The 17,721-nt window shown below is 56.5% G+C and carries 18 protein-coding genes; 15 read left to right on the plus strand and 3 right to left on the minus strand.

The window, feature by feature from the left end; translation table 11 throughout:
• Nucleotides 1-447 precede the first annotated feature (447 nt).
• The 5 genes from rpmH to mnmE all read left to right on the plus strand — a co-directional run bounded on the left by rpmH (nucleotide 448) and on the right by mnmE (nucleotide 4,375).
• Nucleotides 448-582, plus strand: coding sequence for a 50S ribosomal protein L34 (gene rpmH, locus KBP52_RS18445; RefSeq protein ID WP_003213577.1), 135 nt, complete (start codon nucleotides 448-450; stop codon nucleotides 580-582).
• Nucleotides 583-598: 16 nt separating this feature from the next.
• Nucleotides 599-1,000: a ribonuclease P protein component gene (rnpA, locus tag KBP52_RS18450; protein ID WP_016984072.1), complete on the plus strand. Its 402-nt coding sequence runs from the start codon at nucleotides 599-601 to the stop codon at nucleotides 998-1,000.
• Entirely contained in the window at nucleotides 993-1,238 is a 246-nt protein-coding gene (yidD, locus tag KBP52_RS18455) for a membrane protein insertion efficiency factor YidD (protein ID WP_010465488.1), read from the plus strand. The genes rnpA and yidD overlap by 8 nt, the downstream gene beginning before the upstream one ends.
• A 2-nt stretch (nucleotides 1,239-1,240) precedes the next feature.
• Nucleotides 1,241-2,923 (plus strand): membrane protein insertase YidC, encoded by a 1,683-nt coding sequence (gene yidC, locus KBP52_RS18460; protein ID WP_212620708.1) that lies wholly within the window; start codon nucleotides 1,241-1,243, stop codon nucleotides 2,921-2,923.
• An 81-nt stretch (nucleotides 2,924-3,004) separates the two neighbouring features.
• On the plus strand, nucleotides 3,005-4,375 hold the full coding sequence (gene mnmE, locus KBP52_RS18465) for a tRNA uridine-5-carboxymethylaminomethyl(34) synthesis GTPase MnmE (RefSeq protein WP_212620709.1): 1,371 nt from the start codon (nucleotides 3,005-3,007) through the stop codon (nucleotides 4,373-4,375).
• A gap of 43 nt (nucleotides 4,376-4,418) precedes the next feature.
• On the opposite strand, the gene KBP52_RS18470 is transcribed toward mnmE, so the two are convergent.
• The 3 genes from KBP52_RS18470 to KBP52_RS18480 form a co-directional block, all read right to left on the minus strand.
• Nucleotides 4,419-6,854 carry a TonB-dependent siderophore receptor gene (locus KBP52_RS18470; RefSeq protein ID WP_212620710.1) on the minus strand — a complete coding sequence of 812 codons (2,436 nt, stop codon included), beginning with the start codon at nucleotides 6,852-6,854 and terminating at the stop codon, nucleotides 4,419-4,421.
• Between the two features lie 120 nt (nucleotides 6,855-6,974).
• Complete coding sequence (locus tag KBP52_RS18475) at nucleotides 6,975-7,922, minus strand: FecR domain-containing protein (protein ID WP_137218454.1); 948 nt, start codon at nucleotides 7,920-7,922, stop codon at nucleotides 6,975-6,977.
• On the minus strand, nucleotides 7,922-8,428 hold the full coding sequence (locus KBP52_RS18480) for a sigma-70 family RNA polymerase sigma factor (protein ID WP_137218455.1): 507 nt from the start codon (nucleotides 8,426-8,428) through the stop codon (nucleotides 7,922-7,924). The genes KBP52_RS18475 and KBP52_RS18480 overlap by 1 nt, the downstream gene beginning before the upstream one ends.
• Nucleotides 8,429-8,999: 571 nt before the next feature.
• Here KBP52_RS18480 and mnmG point away from each other — a divergent pair.
• The 10 genes from mnmG to atpA all read left to right on the plus strand — a co-directional run bounded on the left by mnmG (nucleotide 9,000) and on the right by atpA (nucleotide 17,715).
• Nucleotides 9,000-10,898 (plus strand): tRNA uridine-5-carboxymethylaminomethyl(34) synthesis enzyme MnmG, encoded by a 1,899-nt coding sequence (gene mnmG / locus KBP52_RS18485; RefSeq protein ID WP_212620711.1) that lies wholly within the window; start codon nucleotides 9,000-9,002, stop codon nucleotides 10,896-10,898.
• A complete protein-coding gene (gene rsmG, locus KBP52_RS18490) occupies nucleotides 10,895-11,539 on the plus strand; it encodes a 16S rRNA (guanine(527)-N(7))-methyltransferase RsmG (protein ID WP_212620712.1) in 645 nt (214 codons plus the stop codon). Before mnmG ends, rsmG begins: the two co-directional genes overlap by 4 nt.
• A gap of 18 nt (nucleotides 11,540-11,557) precedes the next feature.
• Complete coding sequence (locus KBP52_RS18495; RefSeq protein WP_007911909.1) at nucleotides 11,558-12,355, plus strand: ParA family protein; 798 nt, start codon at nucleotides 11,558-11,560, stop codon at nucleotides 12,353-12,355.
• A 9-nt stretch (nucleotides 12,356-12,364) separates the two neighbouring features.
• Entirely contained in the window at nucleotides 12,365-13,237 is an 873-nt protein-coding gene (locus KBP52_RS18500; RefSeq protein WP_116028606.1) for a ParB/RepB/Spo0J family partition protein, read from the plus strand.
• A gap of 148 nt (nucleotides 13,238-13,385) precedes the next feature.
• Nucleotides 13,386-13,793: a F0F1 ATP synthase subunit I gene (locus KBP52_RS18505; protein ID WP_008084411.1), complete on the plus strand. Its 408-nt coding sequence runs from the start codon at nucleotides 13,386-13,388 to the stop codon at nucleotides 13,791-13,793.
• Between the two features lie 16 nt (nucleotides 13,794-13,809).
• Nucleotides 13,810-14,679: a F0F1 ATP synthase subunit A gene (atpB, locus tag KBP52_RS18510; RefSeq protein WP_007911917.1), complete on the plus strand. Its 870-nt coding sequence runs from the start codon at nucleotides 13,810-13,812 to the stop codon at nucleotides 14,677-14,679.
• Nucleotides 14,680-14,812: 133 nt separating this feature from the next.
• Entirely contained in the window at nucleotides 14,813-15,070 is a 258-nt protein-coding gene (atpE, locus tag KBP52_RS18515) for a F0F1 ATP synthase subunit C (RefSeq protein ID WP_003097235.1), read from the plus strand.
• A gap of 59 nt (nucleotides 15,071-15,129) precedes the next feature.
• A complete protein-coding gene (locus KBP52_RS18520) occupies nucleotides 15,130-15,600 on the plus strand; it encodes a F0F1 ATP synthase subunit B (RefSeq protein WP_003229781.1) in 471 nt (156 codons plus the stop codon).
• 12 nt (nucleotides 15,601-15,612) lie between these two features.
• Nucleotides 15,613-16,149, plus strand: a complete 537-nt coding sequence (locus KBP52_RS18525; protein WP_007911956.1) for a F0F1 ATP synthase subunit delta — start codon at nucleotides 15,613-15,615, stop codon at nucleotides 16,147-16,149.
• 21 nt (nucleotides 16,150-16,170) lie between these two features.
• Nucleotides 16,171-17,715: a F0F1 ATP synthase subunit alpha gene (gene atpA / locus KBP52_RS18530; RefSeq protein ID WP_016984064.1), complete on the plus strand. Its 1,545-nt coding sequence runs from the start codon at nucleotides 16,171-16,173 to the stop codon at nucleotides 17,713-17,715.
• The last annotated feature ends 6 nt before the right edge of the window (nucleotides 17,716-17,721 follow it).

Consider the following 17,721-nt stretch of genomic DNA (forward strand, 5'->3'; position numbering starts at 1 on the left):
GAAAAAGGCGACCAACGGTGTGTGAATAAGCTCTGTGGATAACCGCCTCTAAGGGCACTGGACAACTGGGGGTTGAACTCGGTGGATAACCTGCCTGTGGATAACAGCCCATTCCACGCACAGGTTATCCGATAGCGCAGCACAGGCTGATCACGGTTTTCCACTGTAGTTGTCATTCTCTGTACAGCAGGTAAAACATGGGCTGCTGCCACTTATCCACAGAAGAAGGCGTGCCTAGCTTTTATAAGCTTTACAGAAAAGCTTTAAATAATTCCCTTCTTTATTTTTATGTATGGCGAGCAGGTGATCAGGCAAAGAACACCTTGAGATCTATTTATAAGGAAACGTTGGTTGGAAATTGACCTGAAGGCTTGCTTTCTCTAGAATCCCCGGTCTCTTAAAACGGGGGCCATTCCGGCCCGTTGTGGACGAACCAGGTAACACGACATGAAACGTACTTTCCAACCAAGCACTATCAAACGCGCCCGTACCCACGGTTTCCGTGCTCGCATGGCTACCAAGAACGGCCGTGCTGTCCTGTCGCGTCGCCGCGCCAAAGGTCGTGCGCGTCTGGCAGTTTGATAATCCGGTACTGGAGGTGAGTCAGGACTTCAGTCGGGAAAAGCGTCTGCTTACCCCCCGGCATTTCAAGGCAGTCTTTGACTCCCCTACCGGCAAGGTTCCGGGGAAAAATCTCCTGCTCCTTGCACGCAACAACGATCTCGATCACCCCCGTCTCGGGCTGGTTATCGGGAAAAAGAGCGTAAAGCTCTCCGTTGAGCGCAATCGCCTCAAACGTTTGATGCGCGAATCGTTCCGTCTGCACCAGGATTCACTGGTCGGCTGGGATATCGTTATCGTCGCGCGCAAAGGTCTGGGCGATGTAGAAAACCCCGAATTGATTCAGCATTTCGGCAAGCTCTGGAAGCGTCTGGCACGCAGCAAGCCAGTTCCAGAAGTCAAAACCGAAACTGTAGGGGTAGACAGTACCGATGCGTAAACTGGCCCTCGTTCCGATCCAGTTTTATCGCTATGCCATTAGTCCTTTGATGGCCAGTCACTGTCGTTTCTACCCCAGTTGTTCCTGCTACGCGTATGAAGCCATTGAAAATCATGGCCTTCTGCGCGGTGGCTGGCTGACCTTTCGTCGTTTAGGTCGCTGTCATCCGTGGAATCCCGGTGGTTATGACCCGGTTCCACCTATCCCTACCTCCCGTTCTTCTTCGATGGCCGAGTAATCATGGATATCAAACGCACGATCCTGATCGTCGCCCTGGCAATCGTGGCCTACGTTATGGTCCTTAAATGGAACCAGGACTATGGTCAGGCTGCCCTGCCGACTCAGAATGTTGCTTCCAGTACGACTACATCCGGTTTGCCGGACACCGCCACTGGCAATAATGCTGCCGCCAGTGACGATATTCCGCGCGCCGCTAGCGATACCAGCGCACCTGCCGAAACGCCGGTAGCCGCCAGCAAGGATCTGATCCAGATCAAAACCGATGTGCTCGATCTCGCGATCGATCCACAAGGTGGCGATGTCGCTCAACTGACCTTGCCTCTGTATCCGCGTCGTCAGGATCGTCCTGATGTCCCGTTCCAGCTGTTCGATAACGGCGGCGAACGTGTTTATCTGGCCCAAAGCGGTCTGATCGGCACCAACGGCCCGGATGCAAATCCGGCCGGTCGTCCGGTCTACTCCGCGGAGAAGAAGACTTATCAACTGGCTGACGGTCAGGACCAACTGGTCGTCGACCTGAAGTTCAGCAAGGACGGCGTCAATTACATCAAGCGTTTCACCCTGAAACGCGGCCTGTATGACGTAGCCGTTTCCTACATTGTGGATAACCAGAGCGCTCAGCCCTGGAACGGCGCAATGTTTGCTCAGTTGAAGCGCGACAACAGCGCTGATCCTTCGTCCACGACTGCTACTGGCACCGCGACTTACTTGGGCGCTGCCCTGTGGACAAGTTCGGAGCCGTACAAGAAAGTGTCCATGAAGGACATGGACAAGGCACAGCTGAAAGAAACCGTCACTGGTGGTTGGGTAGCCTGGCTGCAACACTACTTCGTGACCGCGTGGATTCCGGCCAAGGGCGAAAACAACATCGTCCAGACCCGTAAAGACAGCAAAGGCAACTACATCATCGGTTACACCGGTCCGACACTGACCGCTGCACCGGGTGCCAAAGTTGAAACCAGCGCTGTGCTGTACGCCGGTCCGAAAAGCCAGGCTGTACTGAAAGAGTTGTCCCCAGGTCTGGAACTGACCGTCGACTACGGCATTCTGTGGTTCATTGCCCAGCCAATCTTCTGGCTGCTGCAACACATCCACGCCATTGTCGGAAACTGGGGCTGGTCGATCATCTTCCTGACCATGCTGATCAAGGGTCTGTTCTTCCCTCTGTCGGCTGCCAGCTACAAATCGATGGCGCGCATGCGTGCCGTTGCACCGAAACTGGCTGCTCTAAAAGAGCAACATGGCGATGATCGGCAGAAAATGTCGCAAGCCATGATGGAGCTGTACAAGAAAGAGAAGATCAATCCGCTGGGTGGTTGCTTGCCGATCCTCGTGCAGATGCCGGTTTTCCTTTCGCTGTACTGGGTTCTGCTGGAAAGCGTGGAAATGCGCCAGGCGCCATTCATGCTGTGGATCACTGACCTGTCGATCAAGGATCCGTTCTTCATTCTGCCGATCATCATGGGCGCAACCATGTTCATCCAGCAGCAGCTGAACCCGACTCCGCCGGATCCGATGCAGGCGAAGGTCATGAAAATGATGCCAATCATCTTCACCTTCTTCTTCCTGTGGTTCCCGGCAGGTCTGGTGCTGTACTGGGTTGTGAACAACTGCCTGTCGATTGCACAACAGTGGTACATCACGCGTAAGATCGAAGCGGCGACGAAAAAAGCCGAGGCGTAACTTGCACTGTGGATAACACCACTCAAAACGCCCCCTAGTGGGGCGTTTTGCTATCTGCCACTTTTGTCTGGATTCCGGTTTATGAGCACACCTCGTGAAACCATCGCCGCCGTTGCCACCGCTCAAGGTCGTGGTGGTGTGGGCATCGTCCGTATTTCCGGGCCGTTGGCCAGTGTCGCGGCAAAAGCGATCAGCGGCCGCGAACTGAAACCGCGTTACACCCATTACGGGCCGTTTTTCAGCGAAGACCAGCAAGTCCTCGATGAAGGTCTGGCGCTGTATTTCCCGGGGCCAAACTCGTTCACCGGCGAAGACGTGCTGGAACTGCAAGGCCACGGCGGCCCGATCGTTCTGGACATGTTGCTCAAGCGCTGCCTGGAACTGGGTTGCCGTTTGGCGCGTCCGGGTGAATTCAGCGAACGCGCCTTCCTCAATGACAAACTCGACCTGGCCCAGGCCGAGGCGATTGCCGATTTGATCGAAGCCAGTTCTGCACAGGCCGCGCGTAATGCTCTGCGTTCTCTGCAGGGTGCGTTTTCCCAGCGTGTGCATAACTTGACCGAACAGCTGATCGGTTTGCGTATCTACGTCGAAGCTGCCATCGACTTTCCGGAAGAAGAAATCGACTTCCTCGCCGATGGCCATGTGCTGAGCATGCTCGACAAAGTCCGTGATGAGTTATCCACAGTATTGCGCGAAGCCGGGCAGGGCGCGTTGTTGCGTGATGGCATGACCGTGGTGATTGCCGGGCGTCCGAATGCCGGTAAATCCAGCCTGCTGAATGCGTTGGCCGGTCGCGAAGCTGCAATCGTGACTGAGATTGCCGGCACCACGCGAGATATCCTGCGCGAACATATCCACATTGACGGCATGCCGCTGCACGTTGTCGATACTGCAGGTTTGCGTGATACCGATGATCATGTGGAAAAGATCGGCGTTGAACGGGCGTTGAAAGCCATTGGCGAGGCAGATCGGGTGTTGCTGGTGGTCGATGCGACCGCTCCGGAAGCACTTGATCCGTTTGCCCTGTGGCCTGAATTCCTCGAAACCCGGCCAGATCCGGCCAAAGTTACTTTGATCCGCAACAAGGCCGATCTAACGGGCGAAGCCATTGTTTTGGAAACCAGCGAAGACGGGCACGTGACGATCAGCCTCAGCGCCAAGTCGGCCGGTGAAGGTCTGGACTTGCTGCGCGATCATCTCAAGGCCTGCATGGGTTACGAGCAAACGTCGGAAAGCAGCTTCAGTGCACGTCGTCGCCATCTCGAGGCTCTGCGCCATGCCAGTGCCGCGCTGGAACACGGCCGTGCGCAGCTGACATTGGCGGGTGCCGGTGAATTGCTCGCCGAAGATTTGCGTCAGGCCCAGCATTCTCTGGGTGAAATCACCGGGGCTTTCAGCTCTGATGATCTGCTGGGAAGAATCTTTTCCAGCTTTTGCATCGGCAAATAACAAAAAGGGGCTGTGGAAATTTATCCACAGCCCCTTCTTCGTTTTACCAATTGTAAGAGACCGTACCGAGCAAGGTGCGGTCTTCACCCCAGTAGCAGCGACCGGCATCGTTGCATCCCGACACATACTCCTTGTCGAACAGGTTTTTCGCGTTCAGGTCGACGCTCCAGTGCGTGTCGATCTGATAGCCGATCGCCGCATCTACCAACGTGACATCGCCGGCATCGAGCTTTCCGTACAGAGAAGGCGAGGTGTAAGCGAAGGCACTGTCGAAATAACGCACACCGCCCCCCACATACAGACCTTTCAGATCGCCATCGAGGAAACGGTATTTCGCCCAGACCGACGCCTGATTACGTGGCACGCCGGTCATTTGATGGCCTTTGACCAATGACGTCGCGGCATCCTTGGTAATGCGCGCATCGGTGTAGGTATAAGCGGCAGTAACATTGAGGTTCTGGGTCAGGTTGCTGTTCAGTTCCAGTTCCACACCTTTGGAACGGCTTTCGCCGACCTGACGATAGGTCGACGTGGTCGAATCGAAGTAGGTGTCGTCCTTTTTGCGCAAGTCATACACCGACGCGGTGAACGCAGTATCCCAGCCGATCGGTTCGTACTTCAGGCCCACTTCATATTGGCTGCTGGTGATCGGGTCGAGCGGAGTGCCGGCATTGGAAATCTGCTGCACCGGTACGAACGAGGTGGAGTAGCTGACATACGGCGTCATGCCGTTGTCGAACTGGTACATCACCCCACCTTGATAAGTGAATTTCTTGTCCTCGGAGCTGATGTTGCTGCCCTTGGCCACCTTGTCGCGGAAATCACTGTCGACCCAGTCCTGACGGCCACCGAGCAGGAACAGCCAATGGTCGTACTTGCTCTGGATCTGTGCATAAACCCCTTTCATCTGTTGCTCAAGCAAGGTGTTTTGCACCGCGATCGGCGTGGTCGGGTCGCGCAGGTAAACCGGGTTATACACATCGATCGGCCCGACGATGCCGGCATTCCAGTCCTGATTGAACGAAGTACGATCGTAGCTGGCGCCGAACAGCACGGTGTTTTCCAGCTCACCGAGCTGGAATTTGCCTTCCAGTTGGTTATCCAGCGAATACACCATCGATTTGTTGTAGCGATCGTAGGCCGTCATGTTCAGGCGTGTGCCGAAACCGGCATTGTTGAGGTTGCCTGGCCAGGTTTCGTGGCGGGTAATGCGCGACTGCATGTAGCGCGAGTTCTGGCGGAACTGCCAGTCGTCGTTGAATGAGTGGCTGAATTCGTAACCGGTGCTCCAGGTTTCCCGCTCGAAAGTGTTCCAGTCCGGGTCGCCGAGCATGGTGTCCTTGGATAACTTGCCGTTGGGGTTTGTCAGCAAAGTCCCGGCCGCCGGTAGGCCAAGTTCCATGTTGGTGTGATCCTTCTGGTAGTTGGCCAGCAGGGTCAGGGTGTTGAAGTCGTCGATATTCAGGGTCAGCGAAGGGGCGATGTAGAGGCGGTCATCCGGGACGTGATCGGTCTGGGTGTCGGCCTTGCGACCGAGCATGACGATGCGCCCGAGAATGTTGCCGCTGTCGTTGAGTGGCCCCGACACGTCGACGCCGATCTGCCGACGGTTGTTCGAGCCATAGCCCAGTTGCACTTCGCCTTGCGGTGCAGCGGTTGGCCGTTTGCTCACCAGATTGACCAGGCCGCCGGGGGCGTTTTCGCCGTACAGCAGAGAAGACGGGCCGCGGAAAATCTCCACTCGCTCAAGACCGTAAGGCTCGGTACTGGTGTCATAGCGGTTTCCTTGCACACGGAGTCCATCGCGCAGCAGGCCGTAGCCGTAATCGGTGGCGTTGAAACCGCGAATGAAAAACAGATCGCCGGCCAGACTGTCGCCGGCGGCAAACGGAGGAGCAAAGATCCCCGGCACGTAGCCAAGCACCTCGGTGAGCGTCTGAGATTTCTGATCTTTCATGCGTTGCGCGGTTACGACTGACACCGAGCGCGGCGTTTCCGACAACGGCGTGCTGGTTTTCGTACCGATCCGGCTGTTCTGCGCTTTATAGCCGACGTCGGCGGCGTAATCGAGATTCATCGGGTTAGCCAACTCACCGTTGATGTTGGTCGGGGCCAGCTCCAGTGAATCGCCGTTCGGCAGTGCCTGCAGAATGTAGCTGCCCGGCGCCTGCGGTACGGCTTGCAACCCCGAGCCTTGCAGCAGTTGGGCGAATCCCTGGTCGACGGTGAAGTTGCCGTTCAGCCCGGCGCTGCGCAAACGGCTGGTCTGCTGTGGCGAGAACGACAGAATCACATTCGCAGCCGAGGCGAACTGGCTCAAGGCATTGTCCAGCGGGCCGGCAACAATGGTGTAGCGCTGGGCGGCCGTCGCCGCGAAGGCGTTGTTGGTCATTACCAGGCAGGACGCGGCGCTGGTCATCAGTAGGCTGTAGGCAATGCAGTGGTAGGAAAAACGCTGACGAATCGTGGGAAGACGCATGTGTGGACAAGCCCTGAAGGTGGCAAAAGAGCCGCGTTTATCGCGATTACCTGTAGGGCCGGATCAGGGCGAAAAAAGATAACCCTGTTTTCGATTTATTTTCCCCAGGTGAAATTTCGATCAAGCGTTGCGGCTGATCGAGACCCAGTAATGAGTGAAATAGCGCACGTTGATCGGCAGCGAAGCCTGAAGATTGGCCAGGACTGCATCGGTAGAATCGAGCCGGAAGGTGCCGGAGACCCGCAGATCTCGCGCGCGGTCATCACAGTGCAAAACGCCGCGGCGATAGCGGCCCAATTCTTCAATGACATTGCCCAAGCGTGCGTTGAGTACGATCAATTGGCCGTTGGTCCATGCCACTTCCGTGGATTTGAAGGGGTGAATGAGCCCTATGTGTCGACGATCAAAATCGGCGCCTTCACCTGCGCTCAGAACAATTGCGGCTGTTGATAGATCGGCGGGCTGAACAATGACCCGGTCTTCCAGCACACCCACACGGGTAGCCCCCGATAACTGATGTACGGAAAACCGGGTGCCCAGTGCTTGAATCCGGCCATCCCGGCTTTCGACGAAAAAGGGCCGTTGATCGCCAAGCTTTCCGGTTTGAATGAGGATCTCGCCGGAGCGCAGGCGAATCAGCCGCTGCGCCGGGTCGAAAGACACGTCGATGGCAGTGTCGGTGTTGAGCTGAATCTGACTGCCATCCGCCAATGTGATATTGCGACGCTGGCCAACGCCAGTTTTATAGTCGGCCCAGACATTCCCCAAGGATGTGTGTTGCTGAACATTCCAGCCAACGAACCCAGCCCCCGCAGCGAGCAGCAACAATTTCAGCACCTGGCGTCGTTGCTGTCCGGTATTCAGGGCGCGACGTTTCAAATCCGGCGGCAACGAACCGAGATGGCGCTGCAGTTGTTCAATCTGGTTCCATGCCGCGAGATGCGCTGGATCACTGTCGATCCACAGCTGCCAGGCTTTCTGATCGGCGAGCGTCGGCGGTTCTGCCTGAAACTGCACATACCAGCTGGCGGCCGCTTCGAAAACCTGACGGTTGGGTGCGGTGGCCATCAATGCTGCGCCATGATCAGCGCACATTCCGTCAGGGCGCGGATCATGTGTTTCTTCACCGTGGTCAGCGAAACCTTTAGCTGCAGAGCAATCTGTTGATAAGTCAGGCCATCGATCTGAGAGAGCATGAAGATCTGTTGGCTTCTGGCGCCAAGGCCGGCCAAAGCTTTATCCACAGCGACCAGGGTTTCAATGATCAGCGCCTTGTCTTCCTCGCTGATGGCGGTGGCTTCCGGTCGAGCTGCGAGGGTCTGCAAATACGCGGCTTCGATAGCCTGTCTGCGATAACGATCAATCACCAGGCCGCGTGCAATGGTCGCCAGATAATCCCGTGGCTCGTGAATCTGCGCGGCATTGCGGGCCGCCAGAATCCGCACAAACGTATCATGCGCCACATCGGCTGCATCGCAGGCGTCATGCAATTTTCCTTTGAGCCATCCATATAGCCACGAATGATGTTGCTCGTAGATTTGCTCAATCGCAGCAGTGTGGGCGGGTAGGGGCATTGGGAAAACTGATGAGTTAATGATAATGCCTATTATTAGCCCCTGTTAAGTTCTCTCACAATAGTCCCCGCACTTCCCTCCATCGGCTTCTTTGTCGCCAGCGAACCCTCGCTGGCGTTTTTTTTTGCGCTGTGAAAAAGCCGTTGTGTCGTTTTTCTGTGGATTAAGCCCTGTGAATAACTGCCACTAAGAGCAGTTGATAACAGGGCCTGAAAACTGGACATAACCCCGTCTGTGGATAACAACCCCTTTCATCCACAGGCTTACACCGGTTATCCAAGGGCCTCATTGGTACATGAGCACAGGGTTTTGAAACTCTATACACATTGAATATAAAGGCCTGTAGCAATCTATCCACAGAAAGTATGCTCAGTAAGAATAAACATAAAAACAAAGGTTTTATAAATTTCTCTCTTTTTTATTCTTTTAACCTCGAGTTCTCCACAGCTGGTTAAATTTTGTGCAAAGGGTTCTTTAGGAAGGGCGAAGTCCCTATACTTGTCGACCAGGTCCAAAAACCTGATCTCAAACTATTCCTGAATTACCTACTTAAGCAGGCACGAGGTGCGTGGTGGATTTCCCTTCCCGTTTTGAAGTGATCGTCATCGGCGGCGGTCATGCCGGTACCGAGGCAGCACTGGCCTCAGCACGTATGGGGGCAAAAACCCTGTTGCTGACGCATAACGTGGAAACCCTCGGTGCCATGAGTTGCAACCCGGCCATCGGTGGCATTGGCAAAAGCCATCTGGTCAAGGAAATCGATGCCCTCGGCGGCGCGATGGCCACGGCTACCGATTTGGGTGGCATCCAGTTTCGCGTGTTGAACAGCCGCAAAGGCCCAGCCGTTCGGGCAACCCGTGCGCAAGCTGACCGGATTCTGTACAAAGCCGCTGTCCGCGAAATTCTGGAAAACCAGCCGAACCTGTGGATATTTCAACAAGCCGCTGACGACCTGATCGTCGAGCAGGAACAAGTCCGTGGTGTTGTCACGCAAATGGGTCTGCGCTTCTTCGCCGATTCAGTGGTGCTGACCACCGGTACTTTCCTCGGCGGACTTATCCACATCGGTTTGCAGAATTTTTCCGGCGGCCGCGCCGGTGATCCACCGTCGATTGCCCTGGCTCACCGTTTGCGTGAACTGCCACTGCGTGTCGGTCGCCTGAAAACTGGCACACCGCCGCGTATCGACGGCAAGTCTGTGGATTTCTCGGTGATGACCGAGCAACCAGGCGATACGCCGATTCCGGTGATGTCCTTCATGGGCAACAAGGAACAACATCCACGCCAGGTCAGTTGCTGGATTACTCACACCAACGCCCGCACCCACGAAATCATCGCGGCGAACCTCGATCGTTCGCCGATGTATTCCGCTGCCGGCGAGATCGAAGGCATTGGCCCGCGCTATTGCCCGTCGATCGAAGACAAGATCCACCGCTTTGCCGACAAGGAAAGCCATCAGGTGTTTATCGAACCGGAAGGTTTGACCACCCATGAGCTGTATCCGAACGGGATATCCACAAGCTTGCCGTTCGACGTGCAATTGCAGATCGTGCAATCGATCCGCGGCATGGAAAACGCGCACATCGTGCGTCCGGGTTATGCGATCGAGTACGACTACTTCGATCCGCGCGACCTGAAGTACAGCCTCGAGACCAAAGTCATCGACGGTCTGTTTTTCGCCGGGCAAATCAACGGCACCACCGGTTACGAAGAAGCTGGCGCTCAAGGTTTGCTCGCGGGTGCCAACGCCGCACTGCGCGCCAAGGGCAAAGAAGCCTGGTGCCCGCGTCGCGATGAAGCGTACATCGGTGTGTTGGTCGACGACCTGATCACCCTCGGCACCCAAGAGCCGTACCGCATGTTCACTTCCCGTGCTGAGTACCGCCTGATCCTGCGTGAGGACAACGCCGACCTGCGTCTGACCGAAAAAGGTCGCGAGCTTGGTCTGGTCGATGACGCGCGTTGGGCAGCCTTCTGCAAGAAACGCGAAAGCATCGAACTCGAAGAACAACGCCTGAAAAGCACTTGGGTTCGCCCGAATACGCAGCAGGGCGATGCGATCGCGGAAAAATTCGGCACGCCGCTGACCCACGAATACAACTTGCTCAACCTCTTGAGCCGTCCGGAAATCGACTACGCTGGTCTGGTCGAAGTGACCGGCAATGGCGCCGAAGATCCACAGGTCGCCGAGCAGGTTGAAATCAAGACCAAGTACGCCGGTTACATCGACCGTCAACAGGACGAAATCGCCCGTCTGCGCGCCAGTGAAGACACGAAACTGCCTGTGGATATCGATTACACCAACATTTCCGGTCTCTCCAAGGAGATCCAGAGCAAGCTCGGCGCGACTCGTCCAGAGACGCTGGGCCAGGCTTCACGGATCCCGGGTGTGACCCCGGCAGCGATTTCGCTGTTGATGATTCATTTGAAAAAACGCGGCGCGGGCCGTCAGTTGGAGCAAAGCGCTTGAGTTCTAAGGTCACTTCGCAACACGCCGAAGAGTTATCCACAGGAGCCCGCGAGCTCGGTGTCAACCTCACTGAAAACCAGCACGAATTGCTGCTGGGTTATCTGGCCCTGTTGATCAAATGGAACCAGGCCTACAACCTGACTGCGGTGCGCGATCCGGACGAAATGGTTTCGCGGCACTTGCTCGATAGTCTGAGCGTGATGTCGTTCATCGAAAACGGCCGCTGGCTCGACGTCGGCAGTGGCGGCGGCATGCCGGGGATTCCGTTGGCGATCCTGTATCCGGATTCGCAAGTGACCTGTCTGGACAGCAACGGCAAGAAAACCCGCTTCCTGACCCAGGTCAAACTCGAACTGAAACTGGATAACCTGCAAGTTATCCACAGTCGTGTCGAAGCTTTCCAGCCTGCGCAGCCGTTCAACGGGATCATTTCCCGGGCGTTCAGCAGCATGGAAAACTTCACCAACTGGACTCGCCACCTCGGCGACGCCGATACACGCTGGCTGGCAATGAAGGGCGTTCATCCGGCCGATGAGCTGGTAGCATTGCCGGCAGACTTCAAACTCGATAGCGAACACGCCCTGGCCGTACCCGGTTGCCAAGGCCAACGCCATCTGCTGATACTGCGCCGCACGGCATGATTGGGAACACAAGCAAGAATGGCTAAGGTATTCGCGATAGCGAACCAGAAGGGTGGTGTGGGCAAGACCACCACCTGCATCAACCTCGCAGCATCCCTGGTCGCGACCAAGCGCCGGGTGCTGTTGATCGATCTCGATCCACAGGGCAACGCCACCATGGGTAGCGGTGTGGATAAACACGGCCTGGAAAATTCGGTCTATGACCTGCTGATCGGCGAATGCGATCTGGCCCAGGCCATGCACTATTCCGAGCACGGTGGTTATCAACTGCTGCCGGCCAACCGCGATTTGACGGCGGCCGAAGTCGTGCTGCTGGAAATGCAGATGAAGGAAAGCCGTCTGCGCAGCGCGTTGGCGCCGATCCGCGAAAACTACGATTACATTCTGATCGACTGCCCGCCGTCGCTGTCGATGCTCACGCTGAACGCTTTGGTGGCCGCCGATGGGGTGATTATCCCCATGCAGTGCGAATACTTTGCGCTCGAAGGTTTGAGCGACCTTGTGGATAACATCAAGCGCATCGCCGAATTGTTGAACCCGAACCTGAAAGTCGAAGGCCTGCTGCGGACCATGTATGACCCGCGCCTGAGCCTGATGAACGACGTTTCGGCGCAACTCAAGGAACACTTCGGCGAGCAGCTCTACGACACGGTGATCCCGCGCAACATCCGCCTGGCCGAAGCGCCGAGCTACGGCATGCCGGCGCTGGCCTACGACAAGCAATCGCGCGGCGCCCTGGCTTATCTGGCCCTGGCCGGCGAGATGGTTCGTCGTCAGCGCAAAAACTCACGCATCGCCGCCGCTCAGGCAACTTAAGGAATCCCCATGGCCGTCAAGAAACGAGGTCTCGGACGTGGACTGGATGCACTGCTGAGTGGTCCGACCGTCAGCGCGCTGGAAGAACAAGCGGCGCAAGCTGACACCCGCGAACTGCAGCACTTGCCGTTGGATCTGCTGCAGCGCGGTAAATACCAGCCGCGCCGCGACATGGATCCGCAGGCGCTGGAAGAACTGGCAGCATCGATCAAGGCGCAAGGCGTGATGCAGCCGATCGTGGTGCGCCCGATTGGCGGTGGCCGCTTCGAGATCATCGCTGGTGAACGTCGCTGGCGCGCGAGTCAGCAAGCCGGGCAGGAAACCATTCCGGCGATGGTCCGGGATGTACCGGATGAAACCGCAATCGCCATTGCGCTGATCGAGAACATCCAGCGCGAAGACCTCAACCCGATCGAAGAAGCGGTGGCCCTGCAGCGTTTGCAGCAGGAATTCCAGCTCACTCAGCAGCAAGTTGCCGAGGCTGTGGGTAAGTCCCGCGTCACTGTGGCTAACCTGTTGCGGCTTATTGCGCTGCCGGAAGTCATCAAGACGATGTTGTCTCACGGCGACCTGGAAATGGGTCATGCCCGTGCTTTGCTCGGTCTGCCGGACAATCAACAGGTTGAAGGGGCGCGACATGTTGTCGCACGCGGTCTCACCGTGCGCCAAACCGAGGCACTGGTTCGCCAGTGGTTGAGTGGCAAACCGGAGCCTGTGGAAGCGAGCAAACCCGACCCGGATATCGCGCGTCTCGAACAGCGTCTGGCCGAGCGCCTAGGCTCTGCGGTGCAGATTCGCCACGGCAAGAAGGGAAAGGGCCAGCTGGTGATCGGTTACAACTCCCTTGATGAGCTTCAAGGTGTGCTCGCACACATCCGCTGAAACATTTCCTCATGTAGCGCGCAGTCGGAAATCACTACCTGACAGTTGAATAGGGGCAGAACCGCCCCTATACTCTGCGCGCATTTTGTCGGCACAAATTATGCCAAGTTATTGAATTCTGGCAGCCGACCATTGGAGAGCAAACGTGATGGAAACCCGCAAGCCAAACCGCCTGCCGTTCCATCGCCTGGCGGTTTTTCCGGTGTTGATGGCTCAATTTGTCATTTTGCTCATTGCCGCTTTGGCGCTCTGGCAATGGCACGGAGTCGTTGCCGGATACTCGGGACTTTGCGGAGGCCTGATAGCCTTGCTGCCCAATGTTTATTTCGCTCACAAGGCATTTCGGTTTTCCGGCGCCCGAGCAGCCCAGTCCATCGTCCGGTCATTTTATGCCGGCGAGGCAGGCAAACTGATTTTGACGGCAGTGCTCTTTGCACTGGTGTTTGCAGGTGTGAAGCCACTGGCGCCGATAGCAGTATTCGGCGTGTTCGTGCTGACTCAGTCGGTCAGCTGGTTCGCTCCCCTGCTGATGAGAACAAGACTTTCGAGACCTTAGGGCGTTTGAGGCAACCATGGCAGAAACAACCGCTTCGGGCTATATCCAGCACCACTTGCAGAACCTGACCTTCGGTCAGCTACCTAACGGCGGCTGGGGCTTTGCCCATACCGCAGCAGAAGCCAAAGAAATGGGTTTCTGGGCTTTCCACGTCGATACTCTCGGCTGGTCGGTCGCGTTGGGTCTGATCTTCGTACTTCTTTTCCGCATGGCGGCAAAGAAAGCGACTTCGGGTCAGCCGGGTGCTTTGCAGAACTTCGTTGAAGTATTGGTCGAATTCGTCGATGGCAGCGTGAAAGACAGCTTCCATGGCCGTAGCCCGGTGATTGCACCGTTGGCACTGACCATCTTCGTCTGGGTGTTCCTGATGAACGCCGTCGACCTGGTACCGGTCGACTGGATTCCTCAGCTGGCCATCCTGATCTCCGGTGACCACCACATCCCGTTCCGCGCCGTGTCGACCACCGACCCGAATGCGACCCTGGGCATGGCGTTCTCGGTTTTCGCACTGATCATTTTCTATAGCATCAAGGTCAAGGGCTTCGGCGGCTTCATCGGCGAACTGACCCTGCACCCGTTCGGCAGCAAGAACATTTTCGTTCAAGCCCTGCTGATCCCGGTGAACTTCCTGCTGGAATTCGTGACCCTGATCGCCAAGCCGATCTCTCTGGCTCTGCGTCTGTTCGGCAACATGTATGCCGGCGAGCTGGTGTTCATTCTGATCGCTGTGATGTTCGGCAGCGGCCTGCTCTGGCTGAGCGGCCTGGGCGTTGTTCTGCAGTGGGCGTGGGCTGTGTTCCACATCCTGATCATCACGCTGCAGGCGTTCATCTTCATGATGCTGACCATCGTCTACCTGTCGATGGCGCACGAAGAAAACCATTAAGGCCAGTCTCGACTAGTCTGATGTCCTTCCCGGTCAAACGGGAAGGGGCTCTTCACAGGGCACCTGAAACGATTTGTTTTACCGCTTTAATCTAAAAAACCTAAACCATACGACGTAAAAGTCGGGAGGAAAGATGGAAACTGTAGTTGGTCTAACCGCTATCGCTGTTGCACTGTTGATCGGCCTGGGCGCACTGGGTACCGCAATTGGTTTCGGCCTGCTGGGCGGCAAGTTCCTGGAAGGCGCAGCGCGTCAGCCAGAAATGGTTCCAATGCTGCAAGTTAAAATGTTCATCGTTGCCGGTCTGCTCGACGCCGTAACCATGATCGGTGTTGGTATCGCTCTGTTCTTCACCTTTGCGAACCCGTTCGTTGGTCAGATCGCTGGCTAATTACCCGGATTCTTCCGAGTAATTTGATGTGATGGACAACGTAACTGCGAGGTGTTGGCGTGAACATTAATGCGACCCTGATTGGCCAGTCCGTTGCGTTCCTGATTTTTGTACTGTTCTGCATGAAGTATGTATGGCCTCCGGTCATCGCTGCTCTGCACGAACGTCAAAAGAAGATCGCTGATGGTCTGGACGCTGCCAGCCGTGCAGCTCGCGACCTGGAGTTGGCCCAAGAAAAAGCGGGTCAGCAACTGCGCGAAGCGAAAGCTCAGGCAGCTGAAATCATCGAGCAAGCCAAGAAACGCGGTAACCAGATTGTCGAAGAGGCCGTTGAAAAGGCCCGTGTCGACGCTGACCGTGTGAAGGTTCAGGCTCAAGCCGAGATCGAACAGGAACTGAACAGTGTCAAAGACAAGCTGCGCGCCCAAGTGGGTTTGCTGGCTGTCGGCGGCGCCGAGAAGATCCTGGGTGCCACAATCGATCAAAACGCGCACGCAGAGCTGGTTAACCAACTGGCTGCTGAAATCTAAGCGAGGGCGATCATGGCAGAACTGACCACGTTGGCCCGACCTTACGCTAAGGCGGCCTTCGAGCACGCTCAGGCCCACCAGCAACTGGCCAATTGGTCAGCCATGCTCGGCCTGGCTGCAGCGGTGTCACAAGATGACACCATGCAGCGCGTGCTCAAGGCCCCGCGACTGACGAGCGCAGAAAAGGCCGCCACGTTTATTGACGTGTGCGGCGACAAGTTTGATGCCAAGGCACAGAACTTCATCAATGTCGTTGCCGAAAACGACCGTCTCCCGCTTCTGCCGGAGATTGCCGCTCTTTTCGACCTGTACAAGGCCGAACAAGAGAAGTCGGTAGACGTTGAAGTGACCAGTGCTTTTGCATTGAACCAAGAACAGCAAGACAAACTCGCCAAGGTTCTCAGTGCACGACTCAACCGGGAAGTGCGCCTGCAAGTTGCGGAGGATGCTGCCCTTATAGGTGGTGTCGTCATCCGCGCCGGCGACCTGGTTATCGATGGCTCGATTCGCGGCAAAATCGCGAAACTTGCCGAAGCATTGAAATCTTGAGTTTGAAGGGGCAGCAGAGCAATGCAGCAACTCAATCCTTCCGAAATAAGTGAAATTATCAAGGGCCGCATCGACAAGCTCGATGTGACCTCCCAAGCCCGTAACGAAGGCACTGTCGTCAGCGTATCTGACGGCATCGTGCGGATTCACGGTCTGGCCGACGTCATGTACGGCGAGATGATCGAGTTTCCGGGCGGCGTCTACGGTATGGCCCTCAACCTGGAGCAAGACTCCGTAGGTGCCGTTGTACTGGGCGCTTACCAGTCTCTGGCTGAAGGCATGAGCGCCAAGTGCACCGGCCGCATCCTCGAAGTTCCGGTTGGTAAGGAACTGCTGGGTCGCGTAGTCGACGCACTGGGTAACCCTGTTGACGGCAAAGGTCCACTGGGCAACACCGAGACCGACGCGGTCGAGAAAGTTGCTCCGGGCGTGATCTGGCGTAAGTCGGTAGACCAGCCTGTACAGACTGGCTACAAGGCAGTCGATGCCATGATCCCTGTCGGCCGTGGCCAGCGTGAGCTGATCATCGGTGACCGTCAGATCGGTAAAACCGCTCTGGCGATCGACGCGATCATCAACCAGAAAGACAGCGGCATTTTCTGCGTCTACGTAGCTATTGGTCAGAAGCAATCGACCATCGCCAACGTGGTTCGCAAGCTGGAAGAAAACGGCGCCCTGGCCAACACGATCATCGTGGCTGCCAGTGCTTCGGAATCTCCTGCGCTGCAATTCCTGGCACCGTACTCCGGTTGCACCATGGGTGAATTCTTCCGCGACCGCGGTGAAGACGCGCTGATCGTTTATGACGATCTGTCCAAGCAAGCAGTGGCTTACCGCCAGATTTCCCTGCTGCTGCGCCGTCCACCAGGCCGTGAAGCTTACCCAGGCGACGTGTTCTATCTCCACTCCCGTCTGCTGGAGCGCGCATCCCGCGTTTCGGAAGAATACGTAGAGAAGTTCACCAACGGCGCAGTGACCGGCAAAACCGGTTCCCTGACCGCACTGCCGATCATCGAAACCCAGGCTGGCGACGTTTCCGCGTTCGTTCCGACCAACGTGATTTCCATCACCGACGGTCAGATCTTCCTGGAATCGGCCATGTTCAACTCGGGCATCCGCCCTGCAGTGAACGCCGGTGTTTCGGTATCCCGTGTGGGTGGTGCCGCTCAGACCAAGATCATCAAGAAGCTCTCCGGTGGTATCCGTACCGCTCTGGCTCAGTACCGTGAACTGGCGGCATTCGCTCAGTTCGCTTCTGACCTGGACGAAGCGACCCGTAAGCAACTTGAGCATGGTCAGCGCGTTACCGAGCTGATGAAGCAGAAGCAATACGCACCAATGTCGATTGCTGACATGGCGCTGTCGCTGTATGCCGCTGAGCGTGGGTTCCTGACTGACATTGAAATCGCCAAGATCGGCAGCTTCGAACAAGCGCTGATTGCTTTCTTCAACCGCGATCACGCCGATTTGATGGCCAAGATCAACGTTAAAGGTGACTTCAATGACGAAATCGACGCTGGCATGAAAGCCGGTATCGAGAAGTTCAAGGCCACCCAAACCTGGTAAGCCGCA

Source organism: Pseudomonas sp. SCA2728.1_7 (assembly GCF_018138145.1).
Taxonomy (GTDB): domain Bacteria; phylum Pseudomonadota; class Gammaproteobacteria; order Pseudomonadales; family Pseudomonadaceae; genus Aquipseudomonas; species Aquipseudomonas koreensis_A.

Excerpts from the sequence above, each read along its gene's own strand:
- KBP52_RS18475 (WP_137218454.1), bottom strand. The coding sequence starts at position 7,922 with ATGGCCACCGCACCCAACCGTCAGGTTTTCGAAGCGGCCGCCAGCTGG.
- rpmH (WP_003213577.1), top strand. The coding sequence starts at position 448 with ATGAAACGTACTTTCCAACCAAGCACTATCAAACGCGCCCGTACCCAC.
- KBP52_RS18495 (WP_007911909.1), top strand. The coding sequence starts at position 11,558 with ATGGCTAAGGTATTCGCGATAGCGAACCAGAAGGGTGGTGTGGGCAAG.
- atpB (WP_007911917.1), top strand. The coding sequence starts at position 13,810 with ATGGCAGAAACAACCGCTTCGGGCTATATCCAGCACCACTTGCAGAAC.
- mnmE (WP_212620709.1), top strand. The coding sequence starts at position 3,005 with ATGAGCACACCTCGTGAAACCATCGCCGCCGTTGCCACCGCTCAAGGT.
- yidC (WP_212620708.1), top strand. The coding sequence starts at position 1,241 with ATGGATATCAAACGCACGATCCTGATCGTCGCCCTGGCAATCGTGGCC.
- KBP52_RS18470 (WP_212620710.1), bottom strand. The coding sequence starts at position 6,854 with ATGCGTCTTCCCACGATTCGTCAGCGTTTTTCCTACCACTGCATTGCC.
- KBP52_RS18505 (WP_008084411.1), top strand. The coding sequence starts at position 13,386 with ATGGAAACCCGCAAGCCAAACCGCCTGCCGTTCCATCGCCTGGCGGTT.
- KBP52_RS18525 (WP_007911956.1), top strand. The coding sequence starts at position 15,613 with ATGGCAGAACTGACCACGTTGGCCCGACCTTACGCTAAGGCGGCCTTC.
- atpA (WP_016984064.1), top strand. The coding sequence starts at position 16,171 with ATGCAGCAACTCAATCCTTCCGAAATAAGTGAAATTATCAAGGGCCGC.
- atpE (WP_003097235.1), top strand. The coding sequence starts at position 14,813 with ATGGAAACTGTAGTTGGTCTAACCGCTATCGCTGTTGCACTGTTGATC.
- KBP52_RS18500 (WP_116028606.1), top strand. The coding sequence starts at position 12,365 with ATGGCCGTCAAGAAACGAGGTCTCGGACGTGGACTGGATGCACTGCTG.
- KBP52_RS18480 (WP_137218455.1), bottom strand. The coding sequence starts at position 8,428 with ATGCCCCTACCCGCCCACACTGCTGCGATTGAGCAAATCTACGAGCAA.
- yidD (WP_010465488.1), top strand. The coding sequence starts at position 993 with ATGCGTAAACTGGCCCTCGTTCCGATCCAGTTTTATCGCTATGCCATT.